The following is a 26,750-nucleotide window of genomic DNA, read 5'->3' as shown; positions in this document are numbered from 1 at the left end:
TCTGCGAACACGTGTAGCTCCGCTCCTCAGTCCCTATCTTCATCTAACCTAAAGCGTTTTGAAGAAACGCACTTCGGAAGCATACGCTTCGGTGCTGAAAACCGACTTTTTAAACTCGCACTGAACATCCTATCAATTACAACTCCATTGTATGCAAAACCTCACATATATGCAATATCTCGCACAAATATATGTTATATTAGACTATGAAATCAAAAATCCCCCGTGCCATGATCTAAAAAGACAGAGCGTCTTTCCTATCATTACCCCGGAGGATGCTTTCAGATAAAGTATTATCCCGATCTCACTCGCTATTTCTTCGATAAATTCAAGCTCTCGCTATGAAGCAACTAGTAAAAGCTACAGCTGTTCAAAGCAGAGGCTATATCAGCCCTGTGCAAAAGCCCGGTCAATCGGAAATCGCCGCATGCAGAGCCTCCACATACGCCGTGGCCAGCTTGGAGAGCGCGATATTTTTATGATGGATCCAGCCGACGTTGATCGTCTCATCGCACGCCAGAGGGACGGGAATGATCTCGTTGCCGTTCAAATCCGCACTGAGCACGCCCGTGGAAATCGTATAACCGTTCAGGCCGATCAGCAGGTTGAACAAGGTAGCGCGGTCGTTGACCCGGATGCTTTTTTTATGCGACAACGTACTCAGAATCTCCTCGGAGAAATGGAAGGAATTATATTCCCCCTGTTCGAAGGACAGGTACGGATAATGCTGCAGCTCTTCGATCGTGACGATGGACTGCTTGGCAAGCGGGTTATGGATGCTGATAAAAATATGCGGCTTCGCTGTGAACAGGCTGTTAAACTCTAAACCGGCGTCCTTCAGCAGCTTGTTGATGACCTTGGCGTTAAATTCATTAAGGTACAGGATCCCGATCTCGCTGCGGAAGGTCTTCACATCCTGAATGATTTCATAAGTCTTCGTCTCACGAAGCGCAAGCTCATACTCCTCCTGTCCGTACTCCTGAACCAAATGGACGAAGGCATTCACGGCAAAAGCATAATGCTGCGTCGACACCGAGAAATGCTGCGGTGACGGCTTGGCGTTCAGATACCTTCCCTCCAGCAGCTCCGCCTGCTCGACGACCTGCCGGGCATATCCGAGAAACTCGGCTCCTTCCTTGGACAGGATGATTCCTTTGTTCGTCCTTTCAAATATCGTGATGCCTAGCTCCTCTTCCAGGTCCTTGATCGCATTGGACAGGCTGGGCTGGGAAATAAACAAACGCTTGGCTGCCTCATTCATCGAGCCCCGGCCCGCAACCTCTATCACATACTTCAATTGCTGCAATGTCACCGTAAATCTCCCCCTTCTAACACCGGACGTTAACCCTGATCTTTTACATGTTTACGAAGGACCAATGGCATAAAATTTTATTTTTTGAGCCATGCGGCCGATAACATAATTACAAGAAATCTTTAAAATTTAAGCTGTATATTTTAAGTCCAGAATTCTTGATCTGAAGAAAAGCACTTCCTCTGCGCCATTGTACTTATCCCAAACACATGGATTCGCAGAACCTGCTATTGTACCCTGCCAAATGAAAAGGAGTCCGATCCCTGACCATGATGAATCGTAAGAACAAACTTATGAATGCCGTATCGCTAGCTATTATCGGAATTACCGCTATTGTACATCTTCTAGCCCGCAGGTTCCATGTGTTCGACCAAAACATGCACGCCCAGGAGATGCTCTCCTCTGCACAAATGGAAGGCCAATTTGGAGCCATCCTGAACGTGCTGCTTGTTCTGCCTGCACTGCTGCTGGCGGTTACGCTCGTCATTTACAGCCGCAAGCCGGACCACCCGAGTATTCCCTACCTGCATACCTTAGTTCTGACCCTTGGCAGCATCTCGGTCATTGCCGGCGCAGGGGGGCATGTCGAATTTCACTTTTCCATCTTCATGGTGATCGCAGCCCTCTCTTACTATAAAAATATAAAGCTCATCTTCTGCATGACCGGCATATTTGCCGCGCAGCATATTCTCGGGTTTCTTCTTATTCCGGAGCTTGTATTTGGAACGACGAGCTATTCTTTAACGATGCTGATCATTCATGCGGTATTTCTCATTCTTACCTCGGCTGCAACCAGCTGGCAAATTCACAGCACGCTGCAGATCGAAGCATCCTTGAGAGAGGCGCAGCATCAACAGCGTGCAGCGATGATGAATGACATCACGTCTAAGCTGGCCGACTCCACCCGCCAATTGAAGGAGACCGCTGAGCGGCTGGCCGGGCAATCCAGGCAAAGCACCGGGCTAAGTCAACATCTGGGGAAAATCATCGAGGACATTGCTCATGGAACGAGGGAACAGATGGCTGCGATGGAGCAAAACCGCGCCATCATTCTCGAAATTGGCGGAAGCATCCGCCATGCGGCAGCATCGGCGTCGGAAGCCGCCGGGGCCTCCGAGGAATCCGCGCGGCAGGCGGAATTCGGCCGTCATATCATCGGCAATATTTTATCCGAAATCAAGAATACCGGACACTCGGTTGACCGAAGCCGGAATACGCTGATGGTGCTGAGCCGGCATGTCTCCCGAATTGGCGATATCCTCGAAGTGGTGCGAGGTATCGCAAGCCAGACCCATCTGCTGGCATTAAACGCGTCGATTGAATCGGCAAGAGCCGGGGAAGCTGGCAGGGGGTTTGCCGTCGTTGCCGGCGAAGTACGCAAGCTCGCCGAGCAATCCTCGGCCTCTGTCGGCGAAATCACCGAACTGATTGACAGTATACATAGGGAAACCGCCGATCTGCTCGGCAGCATCGGCCAAGTCCACAACAATATGAGCTCAGGGGTCCAGGTCGTCGATCAGGCGAGGGCCTCGTTCGATGTCATCCACCATGCCGTGAAACAGTCTGCCGACCAAATGAAGGAAATATCCGCCGCGACGCAGCAGCTGTCCACCGGCTCCGACCGGATGAATCATTCGATTCAAGAAATGACCCGTTTTACGAACGATACCGCGGCCCATGCTCACGACATCGTCGAAGCTTTCCAAGAGCACGCCGCATCCATCCGGCAAGTGTCGGATGCCGCGGATCTTATGGCGGCGCTGGTCACGGACTTGAACAGCATTATGGACCAGCTGGCGAAAGAGGCGACCGATTAATTGCCTCATCCGCCTGCCAAGGCTTTGAATGCTTTCATTACATAAAAGAAGAGACCGCTTCGTGGTCTGCAGCCCATCTATTCCCCCTGTTGTAGGTGGGCTGTTTTTTTTCATCCTAATGGAAGTTTTACCGTAAACTCGGAGCCGACCCCCACTTCGCTCCTTACCTGGATGCTTCCCCCATGGACTGCAACGATCTGATGTGCAATCGACAGTCCGAGCCCTGAGCCACCAGCGGTTCTTCCTCTTCCGGGATCGGCGCGAAAGAACCGGTCGAACAAATGCGGAATCGCTCCCTCTGGAATTCCGGATCCGGTATCGGTGATCGAAATCGAGACGCAATCATGAATGATCTGCATGCAGACCGTAATCTTCCCGCCTTCCCGCGTATGTCTTAGCGCATTCGTCAATAAATTCAGAAACACCTGCTTCATCCGTCTAGGATCCAGACATACCGTCGGCATATCTACATTACAAGATACGGCCAGACTGACCCCATATCCATCCGCTTCCGGCTGTACCAGCTCAATCAGCTCCTCCATAAGCATAGGCAAGTTCGTTGGTTCTTTGTTTAACGTAAGCTCTCCGGCTTCCGCCGTGTTCAGCAACTGCAGTTCATCCACTAGCCTGATCAGCCGCAGCACTTCATCATGTACGGAGAGCAGCGCTTCCGGCTTAACGGTCCCTTGAGACTGCTGAATCAGCTCAAGTTTGGATTGAATGATTGCCAGCGGCGTCCTAAGTTCATGCGCTACATCCTCAACAAGGCGCTTTCGATTATCCATCAAGTCGCGGAGCTGGCCCGTCATCGAATTAAACGCCTCGCCGACCTGACCGTATTCGTCGGCACGTTCAATCGGGACTTCGGTGGCAAGCTCACCGCCCGCTACCCGGCGCATGACGCGAATCAGCTTGTTCAAGGGATTCACGATCAGCCCCGAGAGCCAGTAACCTAGGATCAATGCAGCTCCCGCAATAAACAAAGTCATGTTGAAGGCCTTGATCTTCATCTCTGCGAGGATATACTGGCTTACCCCCTCCAAAGAGATCATTCCTTCATTGCTTCCACCGCCATCCGTGTAATATCGGGCGAATAGGCTCCCCAGGTAACCTTGTGTAGTTCCGATATAGGCCGCGCTGACAAGGACTACCAGTACGCCCATCGCCAAAAAGATTTTGCCCCGTACACTCATCCTTCTTCACCGAACCTGTATCCGAATCCGTACACCGTCTGAATATATTTCATCCGCTCCGGATCATTCTCCAGCTTTTTCCGAAGCTTGCTGATATGGGAATCCAGCGTGCGTTCATAATTCATGAAATCATCGTCCATGGCGGCTTTTATTAACTGCAGCCGGCTGAAAACGACGCCTGGTCTTGCAGCCAGTGTCAGCAAAATTTTAAACTCGGTCGGGGTCAGGGGAATGAGTGCGCCGTTTCTTGTAACCTGGCATTTGGTCAAGGAAATACGAAGATCTCCCCGCTCAAGGTCGGCCGCTTCGTCGTTTCTCGGATCGATTCTCCGAAGCAATGAACGGATCCGGGAGGCAAGCTCCCGCAAACTAAAGGGCTTGGTCATATAATCATCCGCCCCCAGCTCCAGGCCGATAATTTTATCCGTTTCCTCCGTTTTGGCCGTCACCATAATAATGCCGCAAGAGCTGACCTGTCGTAACTCCCTGCAAACGTCAATGCCGCTCTTACCCGGAAGCATCCAGTCAAGGACTACGATCGCGGGCCGTTCCCTGCGTGCGGCTTCCACCGCGTCAAGACCATTGGTAACTGCGTATATGAGGAATCCTTCGGCCTCTAAATATTGCTTCATCGACTCGAGCATCGCCTTTTCATCCTCTACTATCATCAGTTTCGTTTCCATAAGCATAATTTCTCCTCTTTCGTTTGTAGCCATTATAACCCGAATATGGCCATAAAAAGCGCTCTTACACATAATCAATAGATCGTTTCCACAAGTTCTACACAATCGGACGGTACACTGGTTACATCAATGAAAAGACAAAGGAGAATTGAACTTATGAGAACTTGGATTATGATTGAATACGGAGTCACAATCGCTCTTGTGCCGCTCTGGTGGCTGGTCTATTCCCGGGCTCGACATGTGCTTGACCTTAACACTTCCGAATCGTTCCACACCCATCTGCGCAGCCTACGATTCCGGTTATGGCCGGCCGTCTGCTTGACCACGGTCAAGCTAGCCGCAACGATTCGGATGTGGATGACCGACTGGTCCTTCGTCGAAGACAAGGTGCTGATCCAGTGGCCGCTGTTCCTATGCGGCATGTCCGCTATTTTCATGTTCTCGCTTCCGGAACTCTATCGACGTGAACAGTCCTCCTTCTCTTCCATGAAGAGGAGAGCGGGAGGCCTATCTAACCCCGTCATATTCCTGCCGTTTTCGGCAGCATTTATTGCATCCGCAGCTTCCGCGATCCAAATGCTGTTCTTCGCGCAATCCCCCCTTCGATTCGAGACGTTATATGGGGTTTGGGCAGGGCTTGGTCTTGCGGTTGCTCTCCAAGCCTTCACTTATCGAAGGCACCTGAATCGTCAAGCCGCAGGCGGAAAGTTAGCCAGGCAAGAAAACTCAGGGAAACGCTTTCTCCGCATGGTCCAAAAGGGCATGGTCCTTCTTGTTGTCGTCTCGACGATCGTTGCATCCGGCCTGCTTTCATCCAGACTTCCGGATCGGATGAGCATGATGGATCACGGTAGCCAAAGCGCCCATAGAGGCCACGTCAATGCAAGCCACATTCTTGCGGGTCTCGATCATGCAGACTCGCCTGTTTCTGCGGCTATAAAGAGCCCGGAAGCCGTCAGCGTCGAGGACTTGAGAGGTCCGCAAGATGCGCCGCCGGACCGCTCCTTTACAATATCAGCGTCAAAGCTGATAACAACGCTTCCCACCGGAGAACATACGGAACTCTGGACCTTCAATCAAACCGTCCCGGGACCAGAGCTTCGAGTAAAGGAAGGTGACCTGGTCGAAGTCGTATTGCACAACGTTGATATCGAGGATGGCGTCACCATCCACTGGCATGGCCTGAATGTCCCGAACGGCGAAGACGGCGTAGCGGGGCTGACGCAAGATGCTGTGATGCCGGGAGAACGGTTCGTTTACCGTTTCATTACCAATCAGACGGGAACTTACTGGTATCATTCGCATCAACAATCCTCGGTTCAAGTTGCCAAAGGGCTCTACGGCACGCTGATCATCGAACCGAAGGAAGGTATCGCGGAGGATATCGATCTGACCGTCATGTCCCACCCTTATGGGACGAGCAACGACAGCACGATTACGCTGGGTCCCACTGGCGTGCTGTCGCGCCGGATCATTGAACCGGGTACAGCCGCCCGTATCCGGCTCATTAACGCCCATAACATGCCTCGTATTTTTTACGTATCGGGAGCGCGGTATCGAGTAGCCGCCATAGACGGGGGCAATCTGAACGGACCAGAATGGATGGAAAACCGGCCGCTTCTGCTTGCCGCCGGCGGAAGGTATGATCTCGCCTTGATCATGCCGGAGCATGCCGTTTCGGTGTCGCACAGCCTGGGTACGATCAACGAAACCAGCGAGGCCGTCGTCTTCTCGGCTACGGATCACGACATGCCGGCTCCCGGGGTTGAGGGAACGATCTTTGACCCTGCACACTATGGCGCTCCGGCGCCGGTTCCCTTTGATTCCGACACGAAATATGACAAGACGTTTACGCTGGTACTGGACAATCGGGTTGGATTTTATAACGGAACCATGACCAATTTACAGACGATCAATGGGTATGTCTTTCCGGATACGCCCTCGCTGATGGTAAGTGAAGGCGATGTCGTCAAAATGAAATTCGTCAATCGCGGATTCATGGATCATCCGATGCATCTGCACGGCCATCACCTATTGGTGCTGAGCCGGAACGGCATACCGGTTCAGGGCAGTCCGTGGTGGACCGATTCCTTGAACGTAGCCCCGGGCGAAGTGTATGAAGCCGCTTTTGTTGCGGATAATCCCGGACTGTGGATGGATCATTGCCACAACTTGGAACACGCCGCGGCAGGGATGTCCATGCACCTCATGTACGAGGGAGTCTACACTCCATTTGAAATCGGCCGGGCTACGGTCAATATCCCTGAATAATGTGTGACAAAGTACGCGAGGGCAGTGAAAAACCCTTCCGGGAGCAGTGCCTAAAGGCTTGCTCTTGGAAGGGTCATTTCAGCATACTCTACTGTTCTCCCGCCTGAAACTGCTTCTTGGCCCATTCCGCGTACGACGGGTGGCTGTCAAGCAGCTCCTCGTGAGTTCCGCTGCCGGTAACCCTGCCGTGCTCCAGCACGATAATCTGATCAGCCGCGACAACGGTGGACAGCCGGTGGGCGATCACAACCGTTGTCCGCTCGATCATCAGATTGCCGAGCGCCTTCTGCACCTCATGCTCGGAATGGCTGTCCAGGCTTGCGGTCGCCTCGTCGAGCAGCAAAATATCCGGCTGTCTAAGCAGCGCTCTCGCGATCGCCACACGCTGCCGCTGCCCGCCGGACAGCTGAATCCCCCGCTCGCCGACCTCCGTCTCGTATCCCCGCGGAAGCGACTCGATGAAACCTTGGGCATAAGCAAGCCTTGCCGCTTCCGCTACCTCTTCATCCGTCACCGGCTCCTCGCGCCCGTACACGATGTTATCCCGGATGGACCCGGTCATGAGCGGGCTGTCCTGGGATACGTAACCGATCTTGCGCCGCCAGGAGTCCAGGGAATAGTCCCGGATCGATTCCGAGCCGAAGACGATATCTCCTCCGCTTGGCGCATAGAAGCGCTCGATCAGCGAGAATACCGTTGTCTTCCCGCTCCCGCTCGGCCCGACAAGGGCCGTAACCTTTTTGGCAGGAATGGAAAAGGTCACCTCGGACAGGATCGTCTCGCCTTCATGGTAGGCAAACGTCACATCCTCAAAGCGCAAGTCGCGGTGCCCCTCGGGTGCCGGGCGAACGGCACGGTCGTCCCCTTCCGACCGGTATTCCAGAATCAGCCGCAGCCGTTCCGTTGCGGCCATTACCTTTTGCAGTTGGGAATAGAATGTCGCGAACTGGCTGAAAGGAAACATGATCTGGAACAGCAGCAGGATGAACGACACCAGCTCCCCGGCGCTGAGGGCGCCGGAAGAGACGCGCACGCCGCCGTAGCCGATAATGACCACGAGCAGCACAACCATCACCATCGACATCAGGGGGACAAGCACCGCGTTGATTCTGGCTTCCTTCATGCCAAAGCGGTACAGGCTGTCCATATCGCCGAAGCCGCTTTTCTCTTCCTTTCGTTCCGCGTTGGACGCCTTGACGAGACGAATCTCGCTGATGACCTGGGTCAGCATGGCGGAAAGCTGGGCAAGCTGCCCGTACATGCTGATGGAGATTTTGTACATTTTCCCGCCGATGGGCATCAGGATGCCGAAGCCTACGGGCACGGCCACCAGGATGATCAGCGTCATCTGCCAATCCAGATAGAAGAGGATGGCCACCGCGCCGATTACCGTCAGCAGATTCGAGCAGAAGGCGATAAGATGGTCGGTGATCAGCGTCTTGATCTCGTTCGTATCATTCGTTACCCGGCTCATCGTTTCGGCCGAGCGCTGACGGTCAAAGAACGGGACCGGCAGCGACAGCACCTTGGTCCAGAGCCGTTTGCGGATTTTATTGACCATCTGGTTGCCGACGTAGGCCAGCATGTAGTAGGACAGTCCGCTGGCTGCGGCTTCAAGCAGGAAGAGCGCAGCCAGAAAAGCGACCATGCGCAAATTGAACGAATCCGCCGAGAAGCTGTCAATGAATTGACCGGTGATGAGCGGGACGACCAGTCCCGTCACCGCCCCGACCAGGCTGAGCAGGATCGCTGCCGCAAGCACCAGCTTCGGCATGCCTGCAGCCTGCAGCAGTCCGGTAAAATACCGGACGGTGGTCCTCGTTACTTTGCCTTTCTCTTCCGCAGCGTTTTGTTCTGTTCCGATTCCCATTTCAGATTCCCCCTCCCAAGGTTAAGACAGATACGTTTCCTTGATAAACCGGCCGGTATGCGAGGCTTCGACTGCCGCAACCTCCTCCGGCGTGCCGCTGGCTACCACGTCTCCGCCTGCTGCCCCGCCGCCCGGCCCGATATCGAGAATCCAGTCGGAGTTCCAAATCAGATCGAGATTATGCTCCACGAGTATCACGGTATTTCCCGCATCGACCAGACGGTTCAGCAGGACCAGCAGCTGCTTGACATCCCCCGGATGAAGACCGGTAGACGGCTCGTCGAGCAGGTACAGCGTATGATTTTTCGTTTTCTTGCTGAGCTCCTTCGCCAGCTTGATCCGCTGTCCTTCTCCGCCCGAGAGGGTGCGAACCGACTGCCCCCACTTCAGGTAACCAAGGCCCACGTCGCAGAGCAGCCTGGTCAAATCCATAATTTTCGGCTGATCCTCCAAAACGGACAAGCTTTCCTCCACCGTCATATCCAGCAGATCGGAGATGGAGAAGCCGTTGTATGTCACGCGGAGCACCTCTTCCTTGAAGCGTTTCCCCTTGCAATCCGGGCAGCGAACCTCGATCTCCGGCAGAAAATGCATGTGCAGCGGGACGACGCCCAAGCCCTGGCATGTCTCGCATCGGCCGCCCTGGGTGTTGAAGGAGAAGTGCTTGGCCGTCAACCTGCTCCGTTTGGCTTCCGGCAGCCCGGCGAACCAGTTCCGAATATGGGTGTATACATCGGTATATGTGGCCACGTTCGAGCGCTGCATGCGGGATACCGGAGATTGATCGACGGTGATCAGCTGGCCAACCGCCTCCCACCCTGTTATCTCCTTACATCCCGGCGGCGTCTTCCGCTCGCTTCCCGATTCGGCCAAAAGATCGAACAGCAGCGTGGATTTGCCCGAGCCCGAAACGCCCGTTACGGAGATCAGCGTGCCGAGCGGGAAGGAAGCCGTAATATGCTTCAGATTTCTCAGATGCGCGTCATGGATCGTCAGCATGCTTCCGTTGCCGCGTCTGCGCCGCGGCGGCTTCTGTACATCGTTCTCGCGGAAATACGCTCCGGTCACGGAGGCCGGCTGTTCCATCAACTGCGCCAGCGTTCCCTGTCCGACAACGGTTCCGCCCATCGCCCCCGCACCAGGTCCAATATCGATAATATGGTCGGCAGCCCGCATCACGTCCTCGTCATGCTCGATCACGAGCACCGTATTGCCCAAATCCCGCAGCTGCTTCAGCACCTGAATCAAACCGCGGGTATCCTTCGGATGCAGCCCGGTGGTCGGCTCATCCAGAATATACAGCACGCCCGTGAGACCCGAGCCGAGAATGGATGCGAGCCGAAGCCTCTGTGCCTCGCCCCCCGACATCGTGATGACCTGCCGGTCCATCGTCATATAGCCGAGACCGACATCGATGATGCGCTTCAAGCGGACAATCGAATCATGAATAAGCGGCTCCACGATGAACAGCTGGTCGCTGCTCAGCTTCTTCATGAGCGCTTCCATCCAATGGAGGGCCTCGCCGATGGACCAGGCATTCACTTCCGTGATCGGGGTTCCGTCGACCAGTACGCGTCTGCTGTCCGCCTTCAGCTTCGTGCCTAGGCAGTCCGGGCAGACGGATTCATGGAACAATGCGGCCTCGCCGGATTCGCTTCCTTTCTCCCGGTACCTTCGCCATATGCCGGTCACGACGCCTTCGAACTTCCCCTGTCCGACCGACTTCGGCGGCTTGGCATCCGGGAAATGGCGGCTGAATGCCTCGCTCTCCACGCCGTAATAGAGAAGGTCCCGCTGGGCTTCGCTGTAATCCCGGAGCGCCATATGCTCGTCAAACGCGAAGCCGTAGTGCTTCGCCGCGGCTTTCAGAATGTTCGTGTTGTAATCGATAAGCACGCTGTACCAGATGGTGACCGCGCCATCGCGCAGGCTGAGCTCCGGACGGAACACCGCATCCAGGTTTAAATCCACGGTGTGACCAAGTCCGCTGCAGGTTCCGCATGCACCTTCCGGCTTGTTAAAGGAAAAGTGGGACATCGTCAGCTTCTCCATGGCATGTCCGCATCGCCTGCAGTGAACCGTCTCAAAGGAGTCTGCAGCCTCGTTGTCCTCCGAAGCGCCATGATACGTTTCGCCTTCAACATTCGGCACGACGGTATCGCCGCAGGACGGGCATTTCCGCTCACCCAGCTTGGCATACAGGATCCGCAGCAGCGTGTAGATGTCCGTCACCGTTCCGATCGTGGAGCGCGGGTTCCGGTTCGTGATGTGCTGGCCAACGCTGATGGAAGGCGAGAGCCCCTCGATCGCGTCCACCTTCGGCTTGCTTACCGAATCCGACACCATGCCCATGGATTCCATGTACTGCCGCTGACATTCCCGCTGAAGCGTGTCCATGGCCAGTGTCGACTTGCCCGAGCCGGAAGGACCGGTTACGACGATCAGCTGGTATTTGGGGATTTCCAGCGAGATGTTTTTCAGATTGTTTTCTCTTGCGCCGCGAATTTTGATGGTTCCTTGCATGATAACCTCCTCAAAGTTTTGTGGAGCATATGCTTCGGAAGGAGCTACGTCGCAACAAAACTCGCTTCGGAAGCGTTCGCTCCGTTTTGTGGAGCAAATGCTTCGGAAGGAGTTACATCGCAACAAAACTCGCTTCGGAAGCACCAGCACCGATTACATCCCCATCTTACAACATTGATGCAAGTACAAAATTCCAGGAATTCGACCATTGACGCACCGCTACTTTCCCAGATCAATCCCGTCATGGTGCTTTAAGGTTTAGTTATAATGTTTGAACGGCTACATTCCGCTAAAAAGCTCCCGCTCGACTTCCAGCTTGTTCCCAATCATCCAGTAATCGTGTATGCATACCAGGACCCGCTTTATTCCCGTGGTCCATCATGATACAATCCACCCAGAAACGTAATTGTACAAGCCAATCCGGAGGAGGTAGTGATCCATGGGAATCCGGCCCATCGAGATCGCCAGAAAGCTGGGCATCAGCACAAGCGCGCTTCGGCACTATGAGAGCTGGGGCATCGTTCCGCCGGCTGAACGCACTGCAAGCGGCTACCGGATCTACACCGAGGAGCATGCGGCATACTTTGAATGCATCCGGGCCATGTTTCCGGGCTTCGGCGTCGATGTTACGAAGAAAGTGATGAAAAAGCTGCAGGAGAAGGAGCTCGATGAAGCGCTATGGATCATCAATGAAGTGCAGGCCCGGCTCCATCGCGACAAAACCCTTGCCGAACGAACGATCCGCATTCTGGACACGGAGCAATTGGATGATGCCGATACCCATGGCCGCAAGGATAAGATGACCATCGGCGAGGTCGCCGCCGAAACCGGCGTTGAAGCCACGGCAATCCGGCATTGGGAGAAGGAAGGGGTCATAACGCTGCCGCGCGATGAAGAGAATGGCTATCGGACGTTCAACCGGGCGCTGGTCCGGCAAATCCTGATCATCCGCATTCTACGTTCGGCCAATTATCCGCTTGAGGTCATTAAGGATGTGCTGCAAGAGCTCCAGCATCACCAGGTCCATAATGCAAGAAGGCTGTTTAAGGAGACGCTTGTCTACTTAAATCACCTGAATCACCATCAAATCCGCGGCGTCCATTATGTGTACCGCCTGTGTGAGGTGCTGAAGCTGATATAATCAAGGCAGCAGGCCAACCAACGCAAAAAAGAGATGTCCGCGAGATCCAATGATCTTAAGGAACATCTCCTTTTGTTCGAATCCAAGGCGGCTCCCGCCAAGCGTCAGCCTGCTAACAGGCTCTTAAGGCGGCTAGTCAATGAACAGTACGGTCTTGCCGCGTGCATGGCCCGTTTCCACCAGCCGGTGCGCCTTCGCAGCTTCGCTGAGCGGGAACACATGCGAAACGTGAATCCGAAGCATTCCCTGCTCATATAAACGCACGAGCGCATTTAACCGGGACTGGGACCTTTGGCTGCGAATCGCAAGAACGCCAAGCTCGCTTACCGCTTCAAACGAGGCGATCGTGCCGATCCGGCTCCTGTCATTCACCAGTTCCACCGATGCCCGCAAAGCCTCCTCGCCCGCCGCATCCAAAGCTGCATCCACCCCCTCGTGGGCGATTTCCCTCACCCGATCGACCAGACCCGGACCATAGAGGACCGGAACCGCGCCAAGCGAGCGCAGGTAATCATGGTTTCGCTCGCTTGCCGTTCCAATAACCTCCTTGGCTCCAAGGGCCAAGGCGATCTGAACGGCAAAGGTCCCTACTCCGCCGGCAGCCGCATGAATCAATACGGTGTCGCCGGCCCCTACTCGCAGCTGCTCCAGGGCCGTATGGGCTGTTTGCCCGGAGGCGCTTAGGACGCCGGCCTCCTCCCAGCTCATGGATTCAGGCTTTCGCACGATCTGATCCGCACTGACGACGACATACTCCGCATAACAAGCAAGGAGCGACCATCCGAGCACGGCGTCCCCGGGCGAAAAGCCGGCTACCCCCTCCCCGACCTGATCGATTGTGCCGGCAAACTCATTGCCGACGATTTGAGGCCGCTTCAAGGTTACCGACGGAGGCGTCCATCCGGTGCCCCGCACCGCACAGTCGGCAGGCTGCACGCCCGCACTCCTGACTTTTACCCGCACCTGACCCGGTCCTGCCTGCGGATCCTCGAAGTCTATGATGCGAAGGACCTCCGGCGGCCCGATCGAAGAAAAAGCTGCTGCTTTCATGGATCTCATCCCCTTTTATCGATTGATCTTCCTCTCGATTTCATTCTATAATCACCGATAGATAATAAAAAATATAAAATAATCCATGAATATATATACTGAAGTATATAAGAAAGGCAGGAGATACGATGGAGCTGCTGCAGCTGAAGTATTTTGTCACGGTCGCCAGGCTTGAGCATATGACCAAGGCCGCCCAGGAGCTTCGCATTGCTCAGCCCGCCCTGAGCAAGACGATTTCCCGGTTGGAGGAGGATCTCGGCACCCCTTTGTTCGAACGGCAGGGACGGCAGATCCGGTTGAATGCCTACGGCAAAGCGTTTTTGGCGAGAGCCAGGACGGCGCTTCAATTGCTGGAGGAAGGTCGAAGGGAGGTTGCCGATCTGGCGGGACTGGAGCGCGGCCGCATTCATTTGGCTTTATCGAACATGGAGCAGCTTCGCGAGCCGCTGCGCCTATTTCTGGAAAAGCATCCCGAGATCAATTTCCACATCGTTCAGTCTTCTATGGAGGATATGGAGCAGACGATTGAGTTAAGCGAGGTCGATTTCTTCCTCACCTCCATGCCGATCAAGCATCCGGATATCGACCACCTTCCCCTGCTCGACGAAGAAGTATTTCTGGCGGTCCCTCCGGCCCACCGGCTGGCTTCGAGAGCCTCCGTCCATTTAAGCGAGGCCGCGCAGGAGCCTTTTGTCGGCTATAAGGAAGGACATCCCTATCAAAAAATGAACAACGAGTTTTGCAGCCGGGCCGGATTCATCCCGAACGTCGTCTGCGAGGTCGAGGATCCCGGCACGATCGCCGAACTCGTCCGCAGCGGATTCGGCGTGGCGCTCATCGGCGAATGCAAGAGCGGCGAGGAATTGAAGCTCGTCAAGCTGCGCATCGAGCAGCCCGAAACCCGCCGCACCTTCCGCATCGCCTGGCTGCGGTCCCGATATTTATCCCAAGCCGCATTATCTTTTCGCGATTTTTTGGAGAAGTATTATCGGCTGCAGGAATTGAAATGACCCCGTCATGAAGCCGCGCTTATTGCGCGGTTTTTTACCATGTAAAGATGAATGAGCTACGTCAATACACCAGAACCGTACTCGAAGAATCCGATCGGCCCTACGCGGTCCTTTTCCAAGCCCTATTGACAACGAATGAGCGAAAAAATAATATTGAGTAAATACTCAATTTTTATTAACAGGTCGATGTTCGCCTGACGCTTGGGCCCGCTATAACGTTATCATTATGGTGATTGTCTCCTTTTTTCGAATCGGCAGCCCTTCAAAAACGATATTCATATCAAGACCGAAATTCCAACCACAAAGGCGGTATTTTCTTATGCCAACCAGCAAAGCGAATGCAAAAAAAGAACGGATTCTTCAATCAGCTCTAAATCTGTTCTCCAGACAGGGATACCATGCCACAACGACTAAGGAAATCGCTGCCGAGAGCGGGGTAGCTGAAGGCTTGATCTTTTATCATTTCGGCGATAAGCGGAAGCTGCTGCTTGATATCGTTCGCAACTTTTCCTTTATTCCGCAAGTACAAGCAGATGCGAATGCGCTGGCTGAGCTGTCGACGGAAGAGGCCTTGGTCCGCTATGGCATGAAGTATCTCGAGTTTCTGAAATTGAATCAGGAATATATCATGCTCATCTGGTCCCCGGAGTTCGTTAACGATGCCGAGGTATCGGCTGAAGTTGCCAGGCTGATTGGCGGGTTCGGTACGGCGGGCAGGAGCGTGTTGAAACGGCCGGGAGCATCCGGGCCTCCTCAGGAATTTACCGTCCAAGTTGCGATGATGATGATCACCTCTTCCATTCTCGTATACTTCATGCTCCATTCCCGTTTCGGCGAGGGTTTCATGCCGCTTGGAGGCGAGGCGTATGTCCGGGAGCTCGTCCGTTTGCTGATGCACGAATGGAGTTAGGAACATCGGATGAAGATCGAAAGACCCGCGCAAATCGTTTATATTGCAATGAGTCAATTCCTTTGCGGCGCCTTTATGAACAGGCTGCTGTCCTGGTGATTGCTTCTGAATCCTGCTGATTGCTTATGCGATTGTCGCTAAAAAGCGTCAGCTTATTTTACGATCATTTTTTGAGTATCCGCTCAACTTGTGCATTTGGTCGAAGGACCTTTGAAGGGAGAGAATGATATTGACGGAATCTTTAGGTTGGAATTGGAGCATGGAAATGCTGTTATGGCTGCTGCCGATCGTGTTCTTCTTACACGATGGCGAGGAAATCGCAACCATGGAGCGCTGGGTTAGGAGCAACAAAGACAACCCATCGCTTTCCAGCATTTCGTCCGTTCGGATAAGGTGGGATAAAAATCTGACGTTCTCTTTTACGTTTGCCGTACTGGTGCTCGGCCTCGTGCTATCCTCCGTTACCTGGCATGCCGCTGTTCGTTATGAAGCGGCCGGCAGCACGCCGTTTCTGTACGCCGGATTCGTTGCGGTGTTCCTCCTGGACGGAATAAAGCATGTGGGGGCTACCATGCTGACGCGGAAATACACGCCTGGCGTGATTACGGCTGCTCTTCTTGAAATTCCTTTTGGCGCTTATGCTCTGTACAATCTATTCCATCTGAAAATGATCGATCTCCCAGCCCTTGCACTTGGCTTGGCCATCGCTGTGCCGGTTACGCTGTTTCTTGTATGGTCGGGCTTGACCCTCGGCATGCGGCTCGCTCCGGTCCGTAACATGCCTTTCGAATAATCCGGCTCACCCGCATCCCAAAAAGCGTACTTCCGGCATTCCATAGCTTCATATAAGCCAAGCGATCGATCATATCGTAAAAGGATGGCTTCAAGCCGCGATCGTGAACGCCAATAAGGAAGCCGCCCCGGGAGGCAGACGGGTTCAGCTCGCCGCTTCCGCAAGGCCAATCGCCGGTCATCATCCTCCTTAAACTGCTGTTTGACTTTTGCCCTCATCTGCCATATAGTTCATTAATGAAACTATTTCATACACGAACTATTCGGCTCTGGAAAGGAGGGCTATCGGTTGAATGACAAGGCGAAGCAGTGGATCGACCGGTATCTGGATGTATACCAGTTGGTTACCCGGCGCATTAGTGCCGAAATGCGGGAACATCTTGGCGAGGATCTGACGAACGACCAATTCCAGGTCGTGCGCCTGATCAACAGCATGCCCCAGTGCACCTCTTCGCAGCTGGCCGACACGCTGGCCGTAGGCAAAAGCTCGATCACTGCCATCGTCAACCGACTCGTTGACGCCGGGATCCTGTACCGGACCCGCGACGAAGCGGATCGGCGGCAGGTCTATCTGGCGCTAACCGATTACGGCACATCCATTTTCGAATCAGCCCAGGAGCAAGTACGGAATATCATTTCCCCGTACCTGAAGCATTTCGAAGAAAAAGATATCGAAATGTTCATATCGATGTTCGAGAAGCTGGGTCAATTGATGCAGGAATCAGGAGGGAGAAAAAATTGAAAGCCATACTCAAAGCAAGATGGCTCATTATAGTCCTATGGCTTGCCGCTGCCGTCTCATTATTCTTGACGGCACCGTCGATGGCAGATCTCGTGCGGGAGAAGGGGCAGCTGTCCGTTCCTGACGGCTACACCTCGTCCCGAGCTGCCGAAATGCTTAAAGAAGCCTCGGGAGGCGAGGGCGGGGAAACCCTACATCAGGTCGCCCTCGTCTTTCACAATCCCGATGGACTGAGCGACGCCGACAAGGAGAGCATTAAGCAAGGCATTCAGAGCCTGAATGACAGGAAGGAAAGCCTGAATATCGACTCCATCAATGAGCCGTTCACCCAGAAGGAGCTCGAGGATACGCTGATTGCCAAAGACGGCAAAACGATCATGACCGCCTTGCAGGTCAGCGGGGGCCAAGAGGCCGTCAAGGCGCTGCCCGAACAGGTCGATCAGATCCTTCAAGGCGTAAGCGCCGAGCATTATCTGACGAGTGAAGGACTCATTAATGAAGATACGATCGTCAGCTCGGAGGAAGGGCTCAAGAAAACGGAATATATTACGGTCATCTTCATTCTCCTTATTCTCTTCATCGTATTCCGTTCGTTTGTCGCCCCTTTCGTTCCGCTGCTCACCGTCGGTCTCAGCTACATTGTGTCCCAGTCGGTGGTCTCCTTCCTCGTTGACCGGTTCGACTTCCCGATCTCGACCTTCACCCAAATCTTCATGGTTGCCGTCATGTTCGGCATCGGGACCGACTACTGTATCCTGCTGATCAGCCGCTTCAAGGAGGAGCTGACGGCCTCGGACGATACGAAGTCGGCCATTATCGAAACGTACCGGAAAGCGGGCGGAACCGTATTTTATTCCGGATTGGCCGTATTCGTCGGCTTTATCGCGATCGGCCTGTCGAAATTCATCCTGTATAAATCAGCGGTTGCTGTTGCCGTCGGCATTGCCGTCATGCTGCTTGCCCTGATTACCGTCGTCCCGTTCTTTATGGCGGTGCTCGGCAAGAAGCTGTTCTGGCCATCCCGCGGGAAGCTGGAGCACAGCGAGAACAAGCTGTGGGGTGCGGCCGGCTCCTTCTCGCTGAAAAGACCTTGGGCCGCGCTGCTTGTCGTGGCAGTTATCGTGGCTCCGTTTCTCGCGACATACAGCGGCAAGCTCTCCTTCAACAGCCTTGAGGAGATCGGCCCGAGCTATGAGTCCGTCAAGGGCTTCAACATTATTTCCGACAGCTTCGGTCCCGGACAGTCGATGCCTTCCACCATCGTCATTAAGAATGATGACGAGATGGATACGGCGGAATATATGGGGCTTGCGGAGAAGATCAGCCGGGAAGTGGAAAAGGTCGAAGGCGTATCCAGCATTCGCAGCCTCTCCCGCCCGACAGGCGAACAAATTCATGACTTCCTTATTCCGACTCAAGTGAAAACGCTGAATGAGGGTCTTACGGAAACGAATGACGGGCTGGCACAAATTCAAAGCGGCTTATCCGAAGCAGGCAAGCAGCTGAGCGAAAATGCGCCCAAGCTGAATGAAGCCGCCGCCGGCGCGAAGGAATTAACGAAAGGAACGGCCGAGCTCAAGGCCGGCATGAATGAGCTTGCGCAAGGCCTCAAAGCCATTGAGCAAGGGATCAAAAGCGGATCCGTCGGAGCCGGCGAAATCGAGTCCGGGCTTACGCAAGCGGCGCAAAGCGCGAAGGAGCTTGCGAACGCGCATGCCAAGCTGCTTGAAGGCTATAAGCAGCTGGATACCGGACTTGCGGCGCTTAACGGCGGCGTAAACGGAATTCAGGAGCAGCTTGGAAGCGTAGCGGCTGCGCTGAAGGGGCTTGAAGCTTCCTTCTCGGGTCTTGAGAATAGTCATCCTGAAATCATTCAGGACATGAATTATCAGACGATTAAGGGAACCGTGACCCAAACCGCCGCCGGCACTGCCGAGCTGGCTGCAGGGCTCGGACAGCTTTCCGAGCAGATGAAGGGCGCGGCCGCCGGCCTGTCGGAAGCCAACAAAGGCTACGCCCAAGCTGCCGCCGGACAGACCGCGCTTGCAAACGGGCTGCAAAAGCTCGCGGCAGGCATCGGCGAGCTCAAGTCAGGACTATCCCAGGCCGCGGACGGCCAAGGACGCATCGTAAACCAGATCCCATCCATTACAGGGGGACTGGACCAGCTGCAGGGAGGCCAACAACAGCTGGCTGACGGGTTCGGTGATCTTACCGGACAGCTTGGCGAGCTGACGGAAGGCCTAAACTCCAGCGCGGACGGGTTAAAGCAGATTACCGACGGATTAAGCTCGGCCCAAGACTATCTGCAGCAGATCCAGGATCTCCAGGACGACGAGCTCAGCGGCTTCTTCATTCCGCAGGAAGCGCTGGAGAACGACGAGATGCAGACGGTGTTCGATACGTACCTATCCGATAACCGCAAGGTCATGACCCTTGATGTCGTGCTGTCGACCAACCCGTACAGCGAGGAAGCGCTGGGAAGCGTCGAGCAGATTGAGGCGGCCGTTGCCCGTGCGGTGAAGGATACGAAGCTGGAAAACGCCGAGGTCGCCATCAGCGGCATTACGAGCACGAACCATGACCTGCAGAGCATCTCGGACGAGGACTATACCCGTACGGTTATTCTGATGCTCAGCGGAATCTTTATTATTCTGGTCGTGCTTCTGCGTTCCATCGTGATGCCGATTTATCTCATAATCTCCCTTGTTATTACGTACTTTACCTCGGTTGGGGTGACCGAGATGATCTTCGTGCACGGCCTGGGTTATTCCGGCATTACCTGGGCGACGCCATTCTTCAGCTTTGTTATGCTGATCGCACTGGGCGTCGATTACAGCATCTTCCTGATGGCCCGCTTTAACGAGAACAAGAGCTGGGATGTTAAGGATGCCATCCTTCACGCCATGCGGAATATGGGGACGGTCATCTTGTCCGCAGTCGTCATTCTCGGCGGAACGTTCGCCGCGATGTATCCGTCGGGCGTCCTGTCCATGATGCAGATCGCCACCGTCGTGCTGGTCGGACTCGTGCTGTACGCCCTCGTATTTCTCCCGTTCTTCGTGCCGGTCATGGTACGCATCTTCGGCCGGGCCAACTGGTGGCCTTTCACGCCGAAAGAACGGAGCTCGGAGAGCAGCCAGCCTGGTCAACACGTAGGCATGTAAGCTGCCCCCGGATTTGCTTGCGCCTGAGCGCAAGTTCCATCTTTTGAATCATACCGGCGCTTTTCGAAAGCTTTGTGCTTTTACGAAAAGCCGCCGGTTTTTTTATGAACAGATGCCCTGCAAGCTTGCCCTCTTCTCGGCTCATCGCATATCCAAATCCGCTTTCCATTGGCTTGGGCCGCTTGCTCAAATAGGAAATGTCTGTACGGCTGATGTATTTTTGCGTATATTTGAAAGTAAGACTTCTTAAAAAGGAACGTGAACGGTGACAACCCTACGCGCAAAGAACCATGAACGCTTTCGTTTTACCAAATTGCTCCAGCACCTTGCGGCATTCGTTGTTTTTCTGAGCATGCTCCTCGGAATCCGCTGGCTTTGGCTTGAAGCCTACGCCCCTCCTGCAGATCAACCGAAAGCCTCTGATGGGGTGCTCGATCTGAGAGGCTGGGATCTCTTGGGCTCCAAGCCCATTAATTTGGACGGAGAATGGGCGTTCTACCCGGACACCTTGGCAAATGAACAGGAACTTAAGACGTCTGAGACGTCATCCTTCGTGCATGTACCTGGAGACTGGAATAAAGGCCGGGTGCATGAAGCGAAATCATCATTCGGAAACGGGACGTACCGGCTTCGCATCTTGCTGGATCGTCCGCTTGCGGCCCCCCTCTCGTTCTGGGTTCAGGAGATTCAATCCGCGACCACCGTGGACATTAACGGGACAACGGTAGCTTCCATGGGAAGGACGGGAGAGACTGGCCAAGCTTCCTATCAGCCGAACCGCACCTCTTTCGTTGTCAATTATGTTCCCGACCGGGAGGCTCGGGAGCTTGATCTGGTTATCCGGGTCGCAAACTATGAGCATCCTTACATGGGCGGAATATCAAAGCCGATCAAGCTGGGATCGCACCAGGCGATCCAGGATGAGTACGGCGTCTCCGTCGATCTCCAGCAAATTACGTTTGTCGTCCTGATGCTGCACGGATTGTACGCCTGCATTTTATACTTATTCAATCCGCGGGAACGGTCGCTGCTCGACTTTTTCCTGCTGCTTGTATCGGCAGCTTTGAGTGTCGTCACATCGCACGACAGCCTCTTGATGAAGTGGGTCCCTTTAAATTATGAATGGGAGCTTAAAGTAACCTTTCTCTCCTATTCGTGGCTCTCCTATTTCATATGGAAGCTGAGCCGCAGCTTTACCGCCCGAAAACGGAACTTGTGGTTTAACGCCTTCAGCGGGCTTCTGATCCTCTATACGATCGTGGTCTTTGCCGCTCCGGGGCCTTGGGTTCACGGGATGGTGGAATACCGGGTATTTGCCTTCTTTTACTTGTTGCCGATCCTGCTCTCGGTCTACGTATTTACGCGAATGGTCCTTGACAGCCGGGATGATGCGATATTCCTCCTGCTATCAGCCAGCGGCGTGATGGCGAGTGTCATATGGGGGGCGATCAGTAATTATTGGGAGCTGCCGGCCGTATATTATCCGGTGGACGTGCTCGCGGCCCTAATCGGTTTTTCAGCCTATTGGTTTAAGCGATACTTCCGCAACATTCATCAAATCAGCAAACTCAACGATAAACTGAAGCTCGCGGATCGAATGAAAGACCGCTTTCTGGCCAACACGTCTCACGAGCTGCGCACGCCGCTGCACGGAATCATGAATATCGCCATAAGTCTCGCCGAACGGGAAAAGGAAACCCTCAGCAAGCAGAGCAGCGAAGACTTGAACCTTCTGATTACGGTCAGCCGCCGCATGTCGCATTTATTAAATGACCTGCTGGATGTCGTGCGGCTTCAAGAGAAGCAGATTCAGCTGCAGCCGATCCAGGTATCGCTGGTATCCGTCGTTCATGGGGTATTCGATATTGTAAAGTTTATGACGGAAAGCACGGCCGTTCGACTCCAGATGAAGATCCCGGACTCCCTTCCAGCCGTCAAAGCGGATGAAAAGCGGCTGGTTCAAATTTTGCTCAATTTGATCCACAACGCCATCAAGTACACGGAGAAAGGAACCATTACCGTCTCTGCCGCTGCAGATAGCAGCAAAATGACCATCACGGTCTCGGATACGGGCATCGGGATGGACGCGGAAACGATAAAGCGCATTTTTCTTCCGTACGAGCAGGGCAATCAAGGGTTGAATGACGCGAAGGGGATCGGCCTTGGGCTCAGCATCAGCAAGGAGCTCGTTGAGCTTCACGGCGGCGAGATGTCTGTCAAATCGGTAGAAGGAAACGGAACGACGTTTGCTTTTACACTTCCGCTTGCGGACACAGACACGGGAACAGGGAGCTCGTCTCCGCAGCAGGTTCCCGTGCCTGCCGTAGGCACAGCTGCCTACGAAGAGCTCGCGGCCAGCTGGGACATCGCCAAAGGCGATTCTCCTATTCAGGTTCCGGCAGGATCCCTCGCCCAAAATCATCCCGTCAGCATCCTGGCCGTGGATGACGATCCTGTAAACCTGCGGATCCTTGCCGGCATTCTCTCGACGGAGCCGTACAACCTGAAATTCGTAGCCTCGGCTGCCGAAGCGCTTGAGCTTCTGGGCTCGCAGCCATGGGATCTGCTCATTGCGGATGTCATGATGCCGGAAATGTCGGGCTACGAGCTTACGCGCACCGTAAGGGAACGCTTTAACGCATCGGAGCTGCCCGTTCTGCTGCTGACGGCGCGGAGCGAGTCCGCCGATGTGTATGCCGGCTTCCAGTCCGGGGCAAATGATTATGTGACAAAACCGGTTGACCCGGTGGAATTACGATATCGCATCCACTCGCTGATTACGCTGAAGCATTCCGTGGATGACCGCCTGCGCATGGAAGCTGCCTATATGCAGGCGCAGATTCACCCGCACTTCTTGTTCAACACCTTGAATTCAATTATGGCGCTTAGCGATATGGATGTCGATCGCATGCGGAGCCTTGGCGAGGCTTTCAGCTCATATTTGCAGATCAGCTTCCACTACCGGAATCAGGATCGACTGGTGCCGCTCCAGCAGGAGCTTGAGCTTATCCAAGCCTATTTATACGTTGAGAAAGAGCGGTACGGAGAACGGCTGAACGTGGTCTGGGACGTGGAGTGGGATATTCGCGTCCTCATCCCGCCGCTGGCCATCCAGCCTCTGGTGGAGAATGCGGTCCGGCACGGTATTATATCAAGAGCCGGAGGCGGTACGATAACGATCAAAATTGCAAGGCAGGAAGATTCCATTGCCGTTGAAGTGGCGGATAACGGCCTCGGCATGGAGCCCGACCGCGTTGCTCAGCTGCTGCAAGCTCCCGGCCAAAGAAAAGGCGGGATCGGCCTCTATAATACGAATCGGCGGCTCCTGCAAACCTTCGGCAGCGGCCTCGTGATCAAGAGCGCCAGAAATCAAGGCACGACGGTTTCATTTAAGATCCCGGCGGATGCGCAGCCGAATGAAGATTTTACCGATTTTTAGCGAGAAGCGAACCGAAGGAACATGGCTTGCCGCCATCCAGCAGGAGTTTGGCAGACGGGAAAGCCATGATCTCGATCCTAGCAGGAGGGCTGGTAGGCCGTATCTGCCGGGGCGTTCTCCGGGCGGAGTTTGGTAGATGGAACCGGCTATGACATTGCCGAGCTGAGTCCGGCAGACCAGACAGACGGCTGTTTGGTCGTTCTCCAAGCGAGTAAATGCATTGTATTCTCCATTAGTGTAGCAGGAGCATCGCCCCGCGGTGCTTCCTGCTTTTTTTGCGCCAATAATCGCACTGACGTTTTTCCTGTTTCTTATTTGTCTTTCGTTATTCCGCCTTGGCCAAGCCGCAGGTAAATCAACTGGTAAGACGGTCATAATTTTATTGCTAACAAGGGAATACTGTTCCTAAAGGGGGCGCATTATGGAAAAGATCAACAGCTGGCTGAGTCAATTGGCTCACAATTATTTGCTGATTGTTATTGCAGCCATCCTCTTTTTCGGCATTAAATCCGTTATTGGGATCCTAACTTACAAACACTACAATAAAGAATTGCAGCATTTGCACAAAAAACTGGACTCTCTATTGAAAAAGATCTCCGAAGATTGAGGTATAGCTGTTCGGTTTCTAATCTCTAATGAGTCCTTGCACCGGCAGCTTCCCCATATCCCTACAAGCGCAGCTGATCCCCTCCCTCCTTTCCCCTTGCTCATCCTCCAACACGAACCTTCACGTTCTGTCCCTACACTTCATATTAAAAATCTAAACATTTATATAAGGTCACTGGGGAGAGCAACCGATGGCTTGTCGTCCAAGCGTCATTGCTGAGACATTGCTGAAATCGTCTTTACACCGCGCGACGAAGTAAACCATGGCACAACCGTCATGTTCCCCTTATACCTATTGCCGGCTCCTCGTATTCCAGGGAGGCAGTGACCGCTGGCCATAGACTCCAATGACCATAATTGTTCGAATCGAACAAATACGCCTCGTTATTGGATAAATCGTTGTTATCCCCTTATCCCCCATCCCGGCACAATTTCATGAAGCTCGAAAGCATCCACAATAAGACTGTTTCCATTCTGATAGTGTGTATTACTGGTTGCTCCGTTCCCTTTCACACCAATGATGCTGTTGGCATAATTCGTACCTGATTCCCTGGCCATAAAAGGTACCGTAACAACACGCAGTGGCACCTTGCAGTAATCTTATGAGCTTTTAAACCGACGTATATGATCTTGCGATACAGCAATCGGAAAGAAATCGGTCTTTAGCATCATTGGTATAATGGTTTTCGAGATTGAGTCGCCATCAGGAAAGCCCTGTTGATTACACCTCGCCACTAAGGAGCAATCAAATCATGAAAACTATGTACAATCAAGCCCATGTTAAGGAACTCATGAACCGCATCGAAAATCTGAATCCGAGCTTACAACCGAAGTGGGGTAAAATGAACGTTGCCCAGATGTTAGCCCATTGTTCGGCTTTCCAGGATATTGCCATGGGGAATTCTTTCCCTCCTAGAGGCCTGCTGGGGATATTGATCGGCCGCTTTGTGAAACCGATGTTTTATAATGCGAAGCCCCCCGCTCGCAATATGTCCACGATCCCCAGCATAATCATTGCAGATGATCGCGATTTTGAAGTGGAAAAAGAAAATCTGAAGGCAAAAATCGTCCAGCTTCAGAAAGACGGGCCGGCGAAAATCACGACGCATCCGCATCCCTTTTTCGGCAAGCTGACCGCTGAACAATGGGGAATTGGATTACACAAGCACCTGGACCACCACTTAAAGCAGTTCGGCGTTTAGGCGCCTTTCCCTGCCAGCAAGTCCCTTTTCGAGACTTGAGGCGTTACCGCGCCTCCGGCAGCACGCAAAAGCGTGCCGAACAGCCCACGGCTGCTCGGCACGCCTCTTCCACCGTTACCCTTTGATCGAACCGATCATGACGCCCTTTTCGAAATATTTCTGCATGAACGGATAAATGACCAGAATCGGCAGCGTCGAAACGATAATGACCCCGTACTTGATTTGATCCGCATACCGCTGCGCATATCCGCCCGCATCGCCGCCGGTGCCTGCCCCGTTCGCAAATACCTGATTGGACAGCAGGATGTCCCGCAGGATGATCTGCAGCGGCTGCAGCTTCGTATCCCGAATATAGATCAGCGCCGTGAAGAAATCATTCCAGTGCCCCACCAGATAATAGAGGGCGATGACCGACACCATCGCTTTGGAGAGCGGCAGCGCCACTTTGAAAAAAAACGTGAAATGCGAGCAGCCATCCATCACGGCCGCCTCGTGCAGCTCCTTCGGCAAGGACGTTTCGAAGAACGTCCTGGCGATGATGAGGTAAAACACATTCACCGAAAAAGGCAAAATGAACACCCAGATCGTATTGGTCAGCTGCAAATCCTTCATCAGCAGGTAGGTCGGAATCAGACCGCCGTTGAAAAACATCGTCACCACGAAGAAGAACATGAGGATCCGTCTCGCCCGGAACTCCCGCCGCGACAGCACATAGGCCGCCGGCAGCGTGAACAGCATGTTCACGAGCGTCCCGAATAACGTGTAAAATACCGTGTTCCGGTAACCGGTCCAAATCCGCATATCCTTGAAAATTTCCTGATATCCGAAGAAGCTGATGTTTTTCGGAAAGAACAGCACTTTGCCGGTCGATACCAGCGTCGAATCACTGAAGGAAGCGATAACGATAAAATACAGCGGGTAGGCGATCAGAAGAAAAATAACGGCACACAGCAGGGCCAGGACGACCCTGAAGGCGAATTCTTTACCGGTGGCCCCGGCTTTTATGTGATCCATGGCCGTTC

General features: G+C 53.8%; 18 protein-coding genes. 11 read left to right on the top strand and 7 right to left on the bottom strand.

Annotated elements, in window-relative coordinates; genetic code table 11:
• Nucleotides 1-409: 409 nt before the first annotated feature.
• Nucleotides 410-1,312 (bottom strand): LysR family transcriptional regulator, encoded by a 903-nt coding sequence (locus tag BBD41_RS22225; RefSeq protein WP_077567575.1) that lies wholly within the window; start codon nucleotides 1,310-1,312, stop codon nucleotides 410-412.
• Nucleotides 1,313-1,581: 269 nt separating this feature from the next.
• Between BBD41_RS22225 and BBD41_RS22220 the strand changes: the two genes are divergently transcribed.
• On the top strand, nucleotides 1,582-3,129 hold the full coding sequence (locus BBD41_RS22220) for a methyl-accepting chemotaxis protein (protein ID WP_077567576.1): 1,548 nt from the start codon (nucleotides 1,582-1,584) through the stop codon (nucleotides 3,127-3,129).
• A 110-nt stretch (nucleotides 3,130-3,239) separates the two neighbouring features.
• Here the strand turns inward: BBD41_RS22220 and BBD41_RS22215 are convergent, their stop codons facing one another.
• Both BBD41_RS22215 and BBD41_RS22210 read right to left on the bottom strand, forming a co-directional pair.
• Complete coding sequence (locus BBD41_RS22215; RefSeq protein WP_099478755.1) at nucleotides 3,240-4,322, bottom strand: sensor histidine kinase; 1,083 nt, start codon at nucleotides 4,320-4,322, stop codon at nucleotides 3,240-3,242.
• Entirely contained in the window at nucleotides 4,319-5,005 is a 687-nt protein-coding gene (locus BBD41_RS22210) for a response regulator transcription factor (protein WP_077567578.1), read from the bottom strand. The genes BBD41_RS22215 and BBD41_RS22210 overlap by 4 nt, the downstream gene beginning before the upstream one ends.
• Nucleotides 5,006-5,161: 156 nt before the next feature.
• Between BBD41_RS22210 and BBD41_RS22205 the strand changes: the two genes are divergently transcribed.
• A complete protein-coding gene (locus BBD41_RS22205) occupies nucleotides 5,162-7,276 on the top strand; it encodes a multicopper oxidase family protein (RefSeq protein WP_099478754.1) in 2,115 nt (704 codons plus the stop codon).
• A gap of 88 nt (nucleotides 7,277-7,364) precedes the next feature.
• Here BBD41_RS22205 and BBD41_RS22200 read toward each other — a convergent pair whose 3' ends face one another.
• Nucleotides 7,365-9,146, bottom strand: a complete 1,782-nt coding sequence (locus BBD41_RS22200) for an ABC transporter ATP-binding protein (protein ID WP_099478753.1) — start codon at nucleotides 9,144-9,146, stop codon at nucleotides 7,365-7,367.
• Between the two features lie 21 nt (nucleotides 9,147-9,167).
• Entirely contained in the window at nucleotides 9,168-11,669 is a 2,502-nt protein-coding gene (gene uvrA, locus BBD41_RS22195; RefSeq protein ID WP_077567581.1) for an excinuclease ABC subunit UvrA, read from the bottom strand.
• Nucleotides 11,670-12,108: 439 nt separating this feature from the next.
• Between uvrA and BBD41_RS22190 the strand changes: the two genes are divergently transcribed.
• Entirely contained in the window at nucleotides 12,109-12,810 is a 702-nt protein-coding gene (locus tag BBD41_RS22190; protein WP_077567582.1) for a MerR family transcriptional regulator, read from the top strand.
• A 132-nt stretch (nucleotides 12,811-12,942) separates the two neighbouring features.
• Here BBD41_RS22190 and BBD41_RS22185 read toward each other — a convergent pair whose 3' ends face one another.
• Nucleotides 12,943-13,860, bottom strand: a complete 918-nt coding sequence (locus BBD41_RS22185) for an NADP-dependent oxidoreductase (RefSeq protein WP_099478752.1) — start codon at nucleotides 13,858-13,860, stop codon at nucleotides 12,943-12,945.
• A 128-nt stretch (nucleotides 13,861-13,988) separates the two neighbouring features.
• On the opposite strand from BBD41_RS22185, the gene BBD41_RS22180 reads away from it, so the two are divergent.
• The 8 genes from BBD41_RS22180 to BBD41_RS22140 all read left to right on the top strand — a co-directional run bounded on the left by BBD41_RS22180 (nucleotide 13,989) and on the right by BBD41_RS22140 (nucleotide 25,728).
• Nucleotides 13,989-14,870 carry a LysR family transcriptional regulator gene (locus tag BBD41_RS22180; RefSeq protein ID WP_077567584.1) on the top strand — a complete coding sequence of 294 codons (882 nt, stop codon included), beginning with the start codon at nucleotides 13,989-13,991 and terminating at the stop codon, nucleotides 14,868-14,870.
• 319 nt (nucleotides 14,871-15,189) lie between these two features.
• Nucleotides 15,190-15,780 (top strand): TetR/AcrR family transcriptional regulator, encoded by a 591-nt coding sequence (locus tag BBD41_RS22175; RefSeq protein WP_077567585.1) that lies wholly within the window; start codon nucleotides 15,190-15,192, stop codon nucleotides 15,778-15,780.
• Nucleotides 15,781-16,009: 229 nt separating this feature from the next.
• Entirely contained in the window at nucleotides 16,010-16,573 is a 564-nt protein-coding gene (locus tag BBD41_RS22170; RefSeq protein WP_237086860.1) for an HXXEE domain-containing protein, read from the top strand.
• Nucleotides 16,574-16,861: 288 nt separating this feature from the next.
• Nucleotides 16,862-17,314, top strand: coding sequence for a MarR family winged helix-turn-helix transcriptional regulator (locus tag BBD41_RS22165; RefSeq protein ID WP_007127603.1), 453 nt, complete (start codon nucleotides 16,862-16,864; stop codon nucleotides 17,312-17,314).
• On the top strand, nucleotides 17,311-20,481 hold the full coding sequence (locus tag BBD41_RS22160) for an MMPL family transporter (RefSeq protein ID WP_077567587.1): 3,171 nt from the start codon (nucleotides 17,311-17,313) through the stop codon (nucleotides 20,479-20,481). The genes BBD41_RS22165 and BBD41_RS22160 overlap by 4 nt, the downstream gene beginning before the upstream one ends.
• Before the next feature lie 265 nt (nucleotides 20,482-20,746).
• Nucleotides 20,747-23,920, top strand: a complete 3,174-nt coding sequence (locus tag BBD41_RS22155; RefSeq protein ID WP_099478750.1) for an ATP-binding response regulator — start codon at nucleotides 20,747-20,749, stop codon at nucleotides 23,918-23,920.
• Nucleotides 23,921-24,341: 421 nt separating this feature from the next.
• Complete coding sequence (locus tag BBD41_RS22150; RefSeq protein WP_099478749.1) at nucleotides 24,342-24,527, top strand: hypothetical protein; 186 nt, start codon at nucleotides 24,342-24,344, stop codon at nucleotides 24,525-24,527.
• Nucleotides 24,528-25,278: 751 nt separating this feature from the next.
• Entirely contained in the window at nucleotides 25,279-25,728 is a 450-nt protein-coding gene (locus tag BBD41_RS22140; RefSeq protein ID WP_077567590.1) for a DUF1569 domain-containing protein, read from the top strand.
• 114 nt (nucleotides 25,729-25,842) lie between these two features.
• Here the strand turns inward: BBD41_RS22140 and BBD41_RS22135 are convergent, their stop codons facing one another.
• Nucleotides 25,843-26,742 carry a carbohydrate ABC transporter permease gene (locus BBD41_RS22135; protein WP_077567591.1) on the bottom strand — a complete coding sequence of 300 codons (900 nt, stop codon included), beginning with the start codon at nucleotides 26,740-26,742 and terminating at the stop codon, nucleotides 25,843-25,845.
• Between the last annotated feature and the right edge of the window lie 8 nt (nucleotides 26,743-26,750).

The organism is Paenibacillus ihbetae (assembly GCF_002741055.1).
Taxonomy (GTDB): domain Bacteria; phylum Bacillota; class Bacilli; order Paenibacillales; family Paenibacillaceae; genus Paenibacillus_AQ; species Paenibacillus_AQ ihbetae.
Note: the sequence above shows the minus strand (reverse complement) of the source record. Positions and strands in the feature narration are given on the sequence as shown.

What these genes read in the sequence shown, in the direction of transcription:
- BBD41_RS22205 (WP_099478754.1), top strand. Translation starts at nt 5,162, where the DNA reads ATGAGAACTTGGATTATGATTGAATACGGAGTCACAATCGCTCTTGTG.
- BBD41_RS22220 (WP_077567576.1), top strand. Translation starts at nt 1,582, where the DNA reads ATGATGAATCGTAAGAACAAACTTATGAATGCCGTATCGCTAGCTATT.
- BBD41_RS22200 (WP_099478753.1), bottom strand. Translation starts at nt 9,146, where the DNA reads ATGGGAATCGGAACAGAACAAAACGCTGCGGAAGAGAAAGGCAAAGTA.
- BBD41_RS22135 (WP_077567591.1), bottom strand. Translation starts at nt 26,742, where the DNA reads ATGGATCACATAAAAGCCGGGGCCACCGGTAAAGAATTCGCCTTCAGG.
- BBD41_RS22140 (WP_077567590.1), top strand. Translation starts at nt 25,279, where the DNA reads ATGAAAACTATGTACAATCAAGCCCATGTTAAGGAACTCATGAACCGC.
- BBD41_RS22210 (WP_077567578.1), bottom strand. Translation starts at nt 5,005, where the DNA reads ATGGAAACGAAACTGATGATAGTAGAGGATGAAAAGGCGATGCTCGAG.
- BBD41_RS22190 (WP_077567582.1), top strand. Translation starts at nt 12,109, where the DNA reads ATGGGAATCCGGCCCATCGAGATCGCCAGAAAGCTGGGCATCAGCACA.
- uvrA (WP_077567581.1), bottom strand. Translation starts at nt 11,669, where the DNA reads ATGCAAGGAACCATCAAAATTCGCGGCGCAAGAGAAAACAATCTGAAA.
- BBD41_RS22180 (WP_077567584.1), top strand. Translation starts at nt 13,989, where the DNA reads ATGGAGCTGCTGCAGCTGAAGTATTTTGTCACGGTCGCCAGGCTTGAG.
- BBD41_RS22215 (WP_099478755.1), bottom strand. Translation starts at nt 4,322, where the DNA reads ATGAGTGTACGGGGCAAAATCTTTTTGGCGATGGGCGTACTGGTAGTC.
- BBD41_RS22175 (WP_077567585.1), top strand. Translation starts at nt 15,190, where the DNA reads ATGCCAACCAGCAAAGCGAATGCAAAAAAAGAACGGATTCTTCAATCA.
- BBD41_RS22150 (WP_099478749.1), top strand. Translation starts at nt 24,342, where the DNA reads ATGGAAAAGATCAACAGCTGGCTGAGTCAATTGGCTCACAATTATTTG.
- BBD41_RS22185 (WP_099478752.1), bottom strand. Translation starts at nt 13,860, where the DNA reads ATGAAAGCAGCAGCTTTTTCTTCGATCGGGCCGCCGGAGGTCCTTCGC.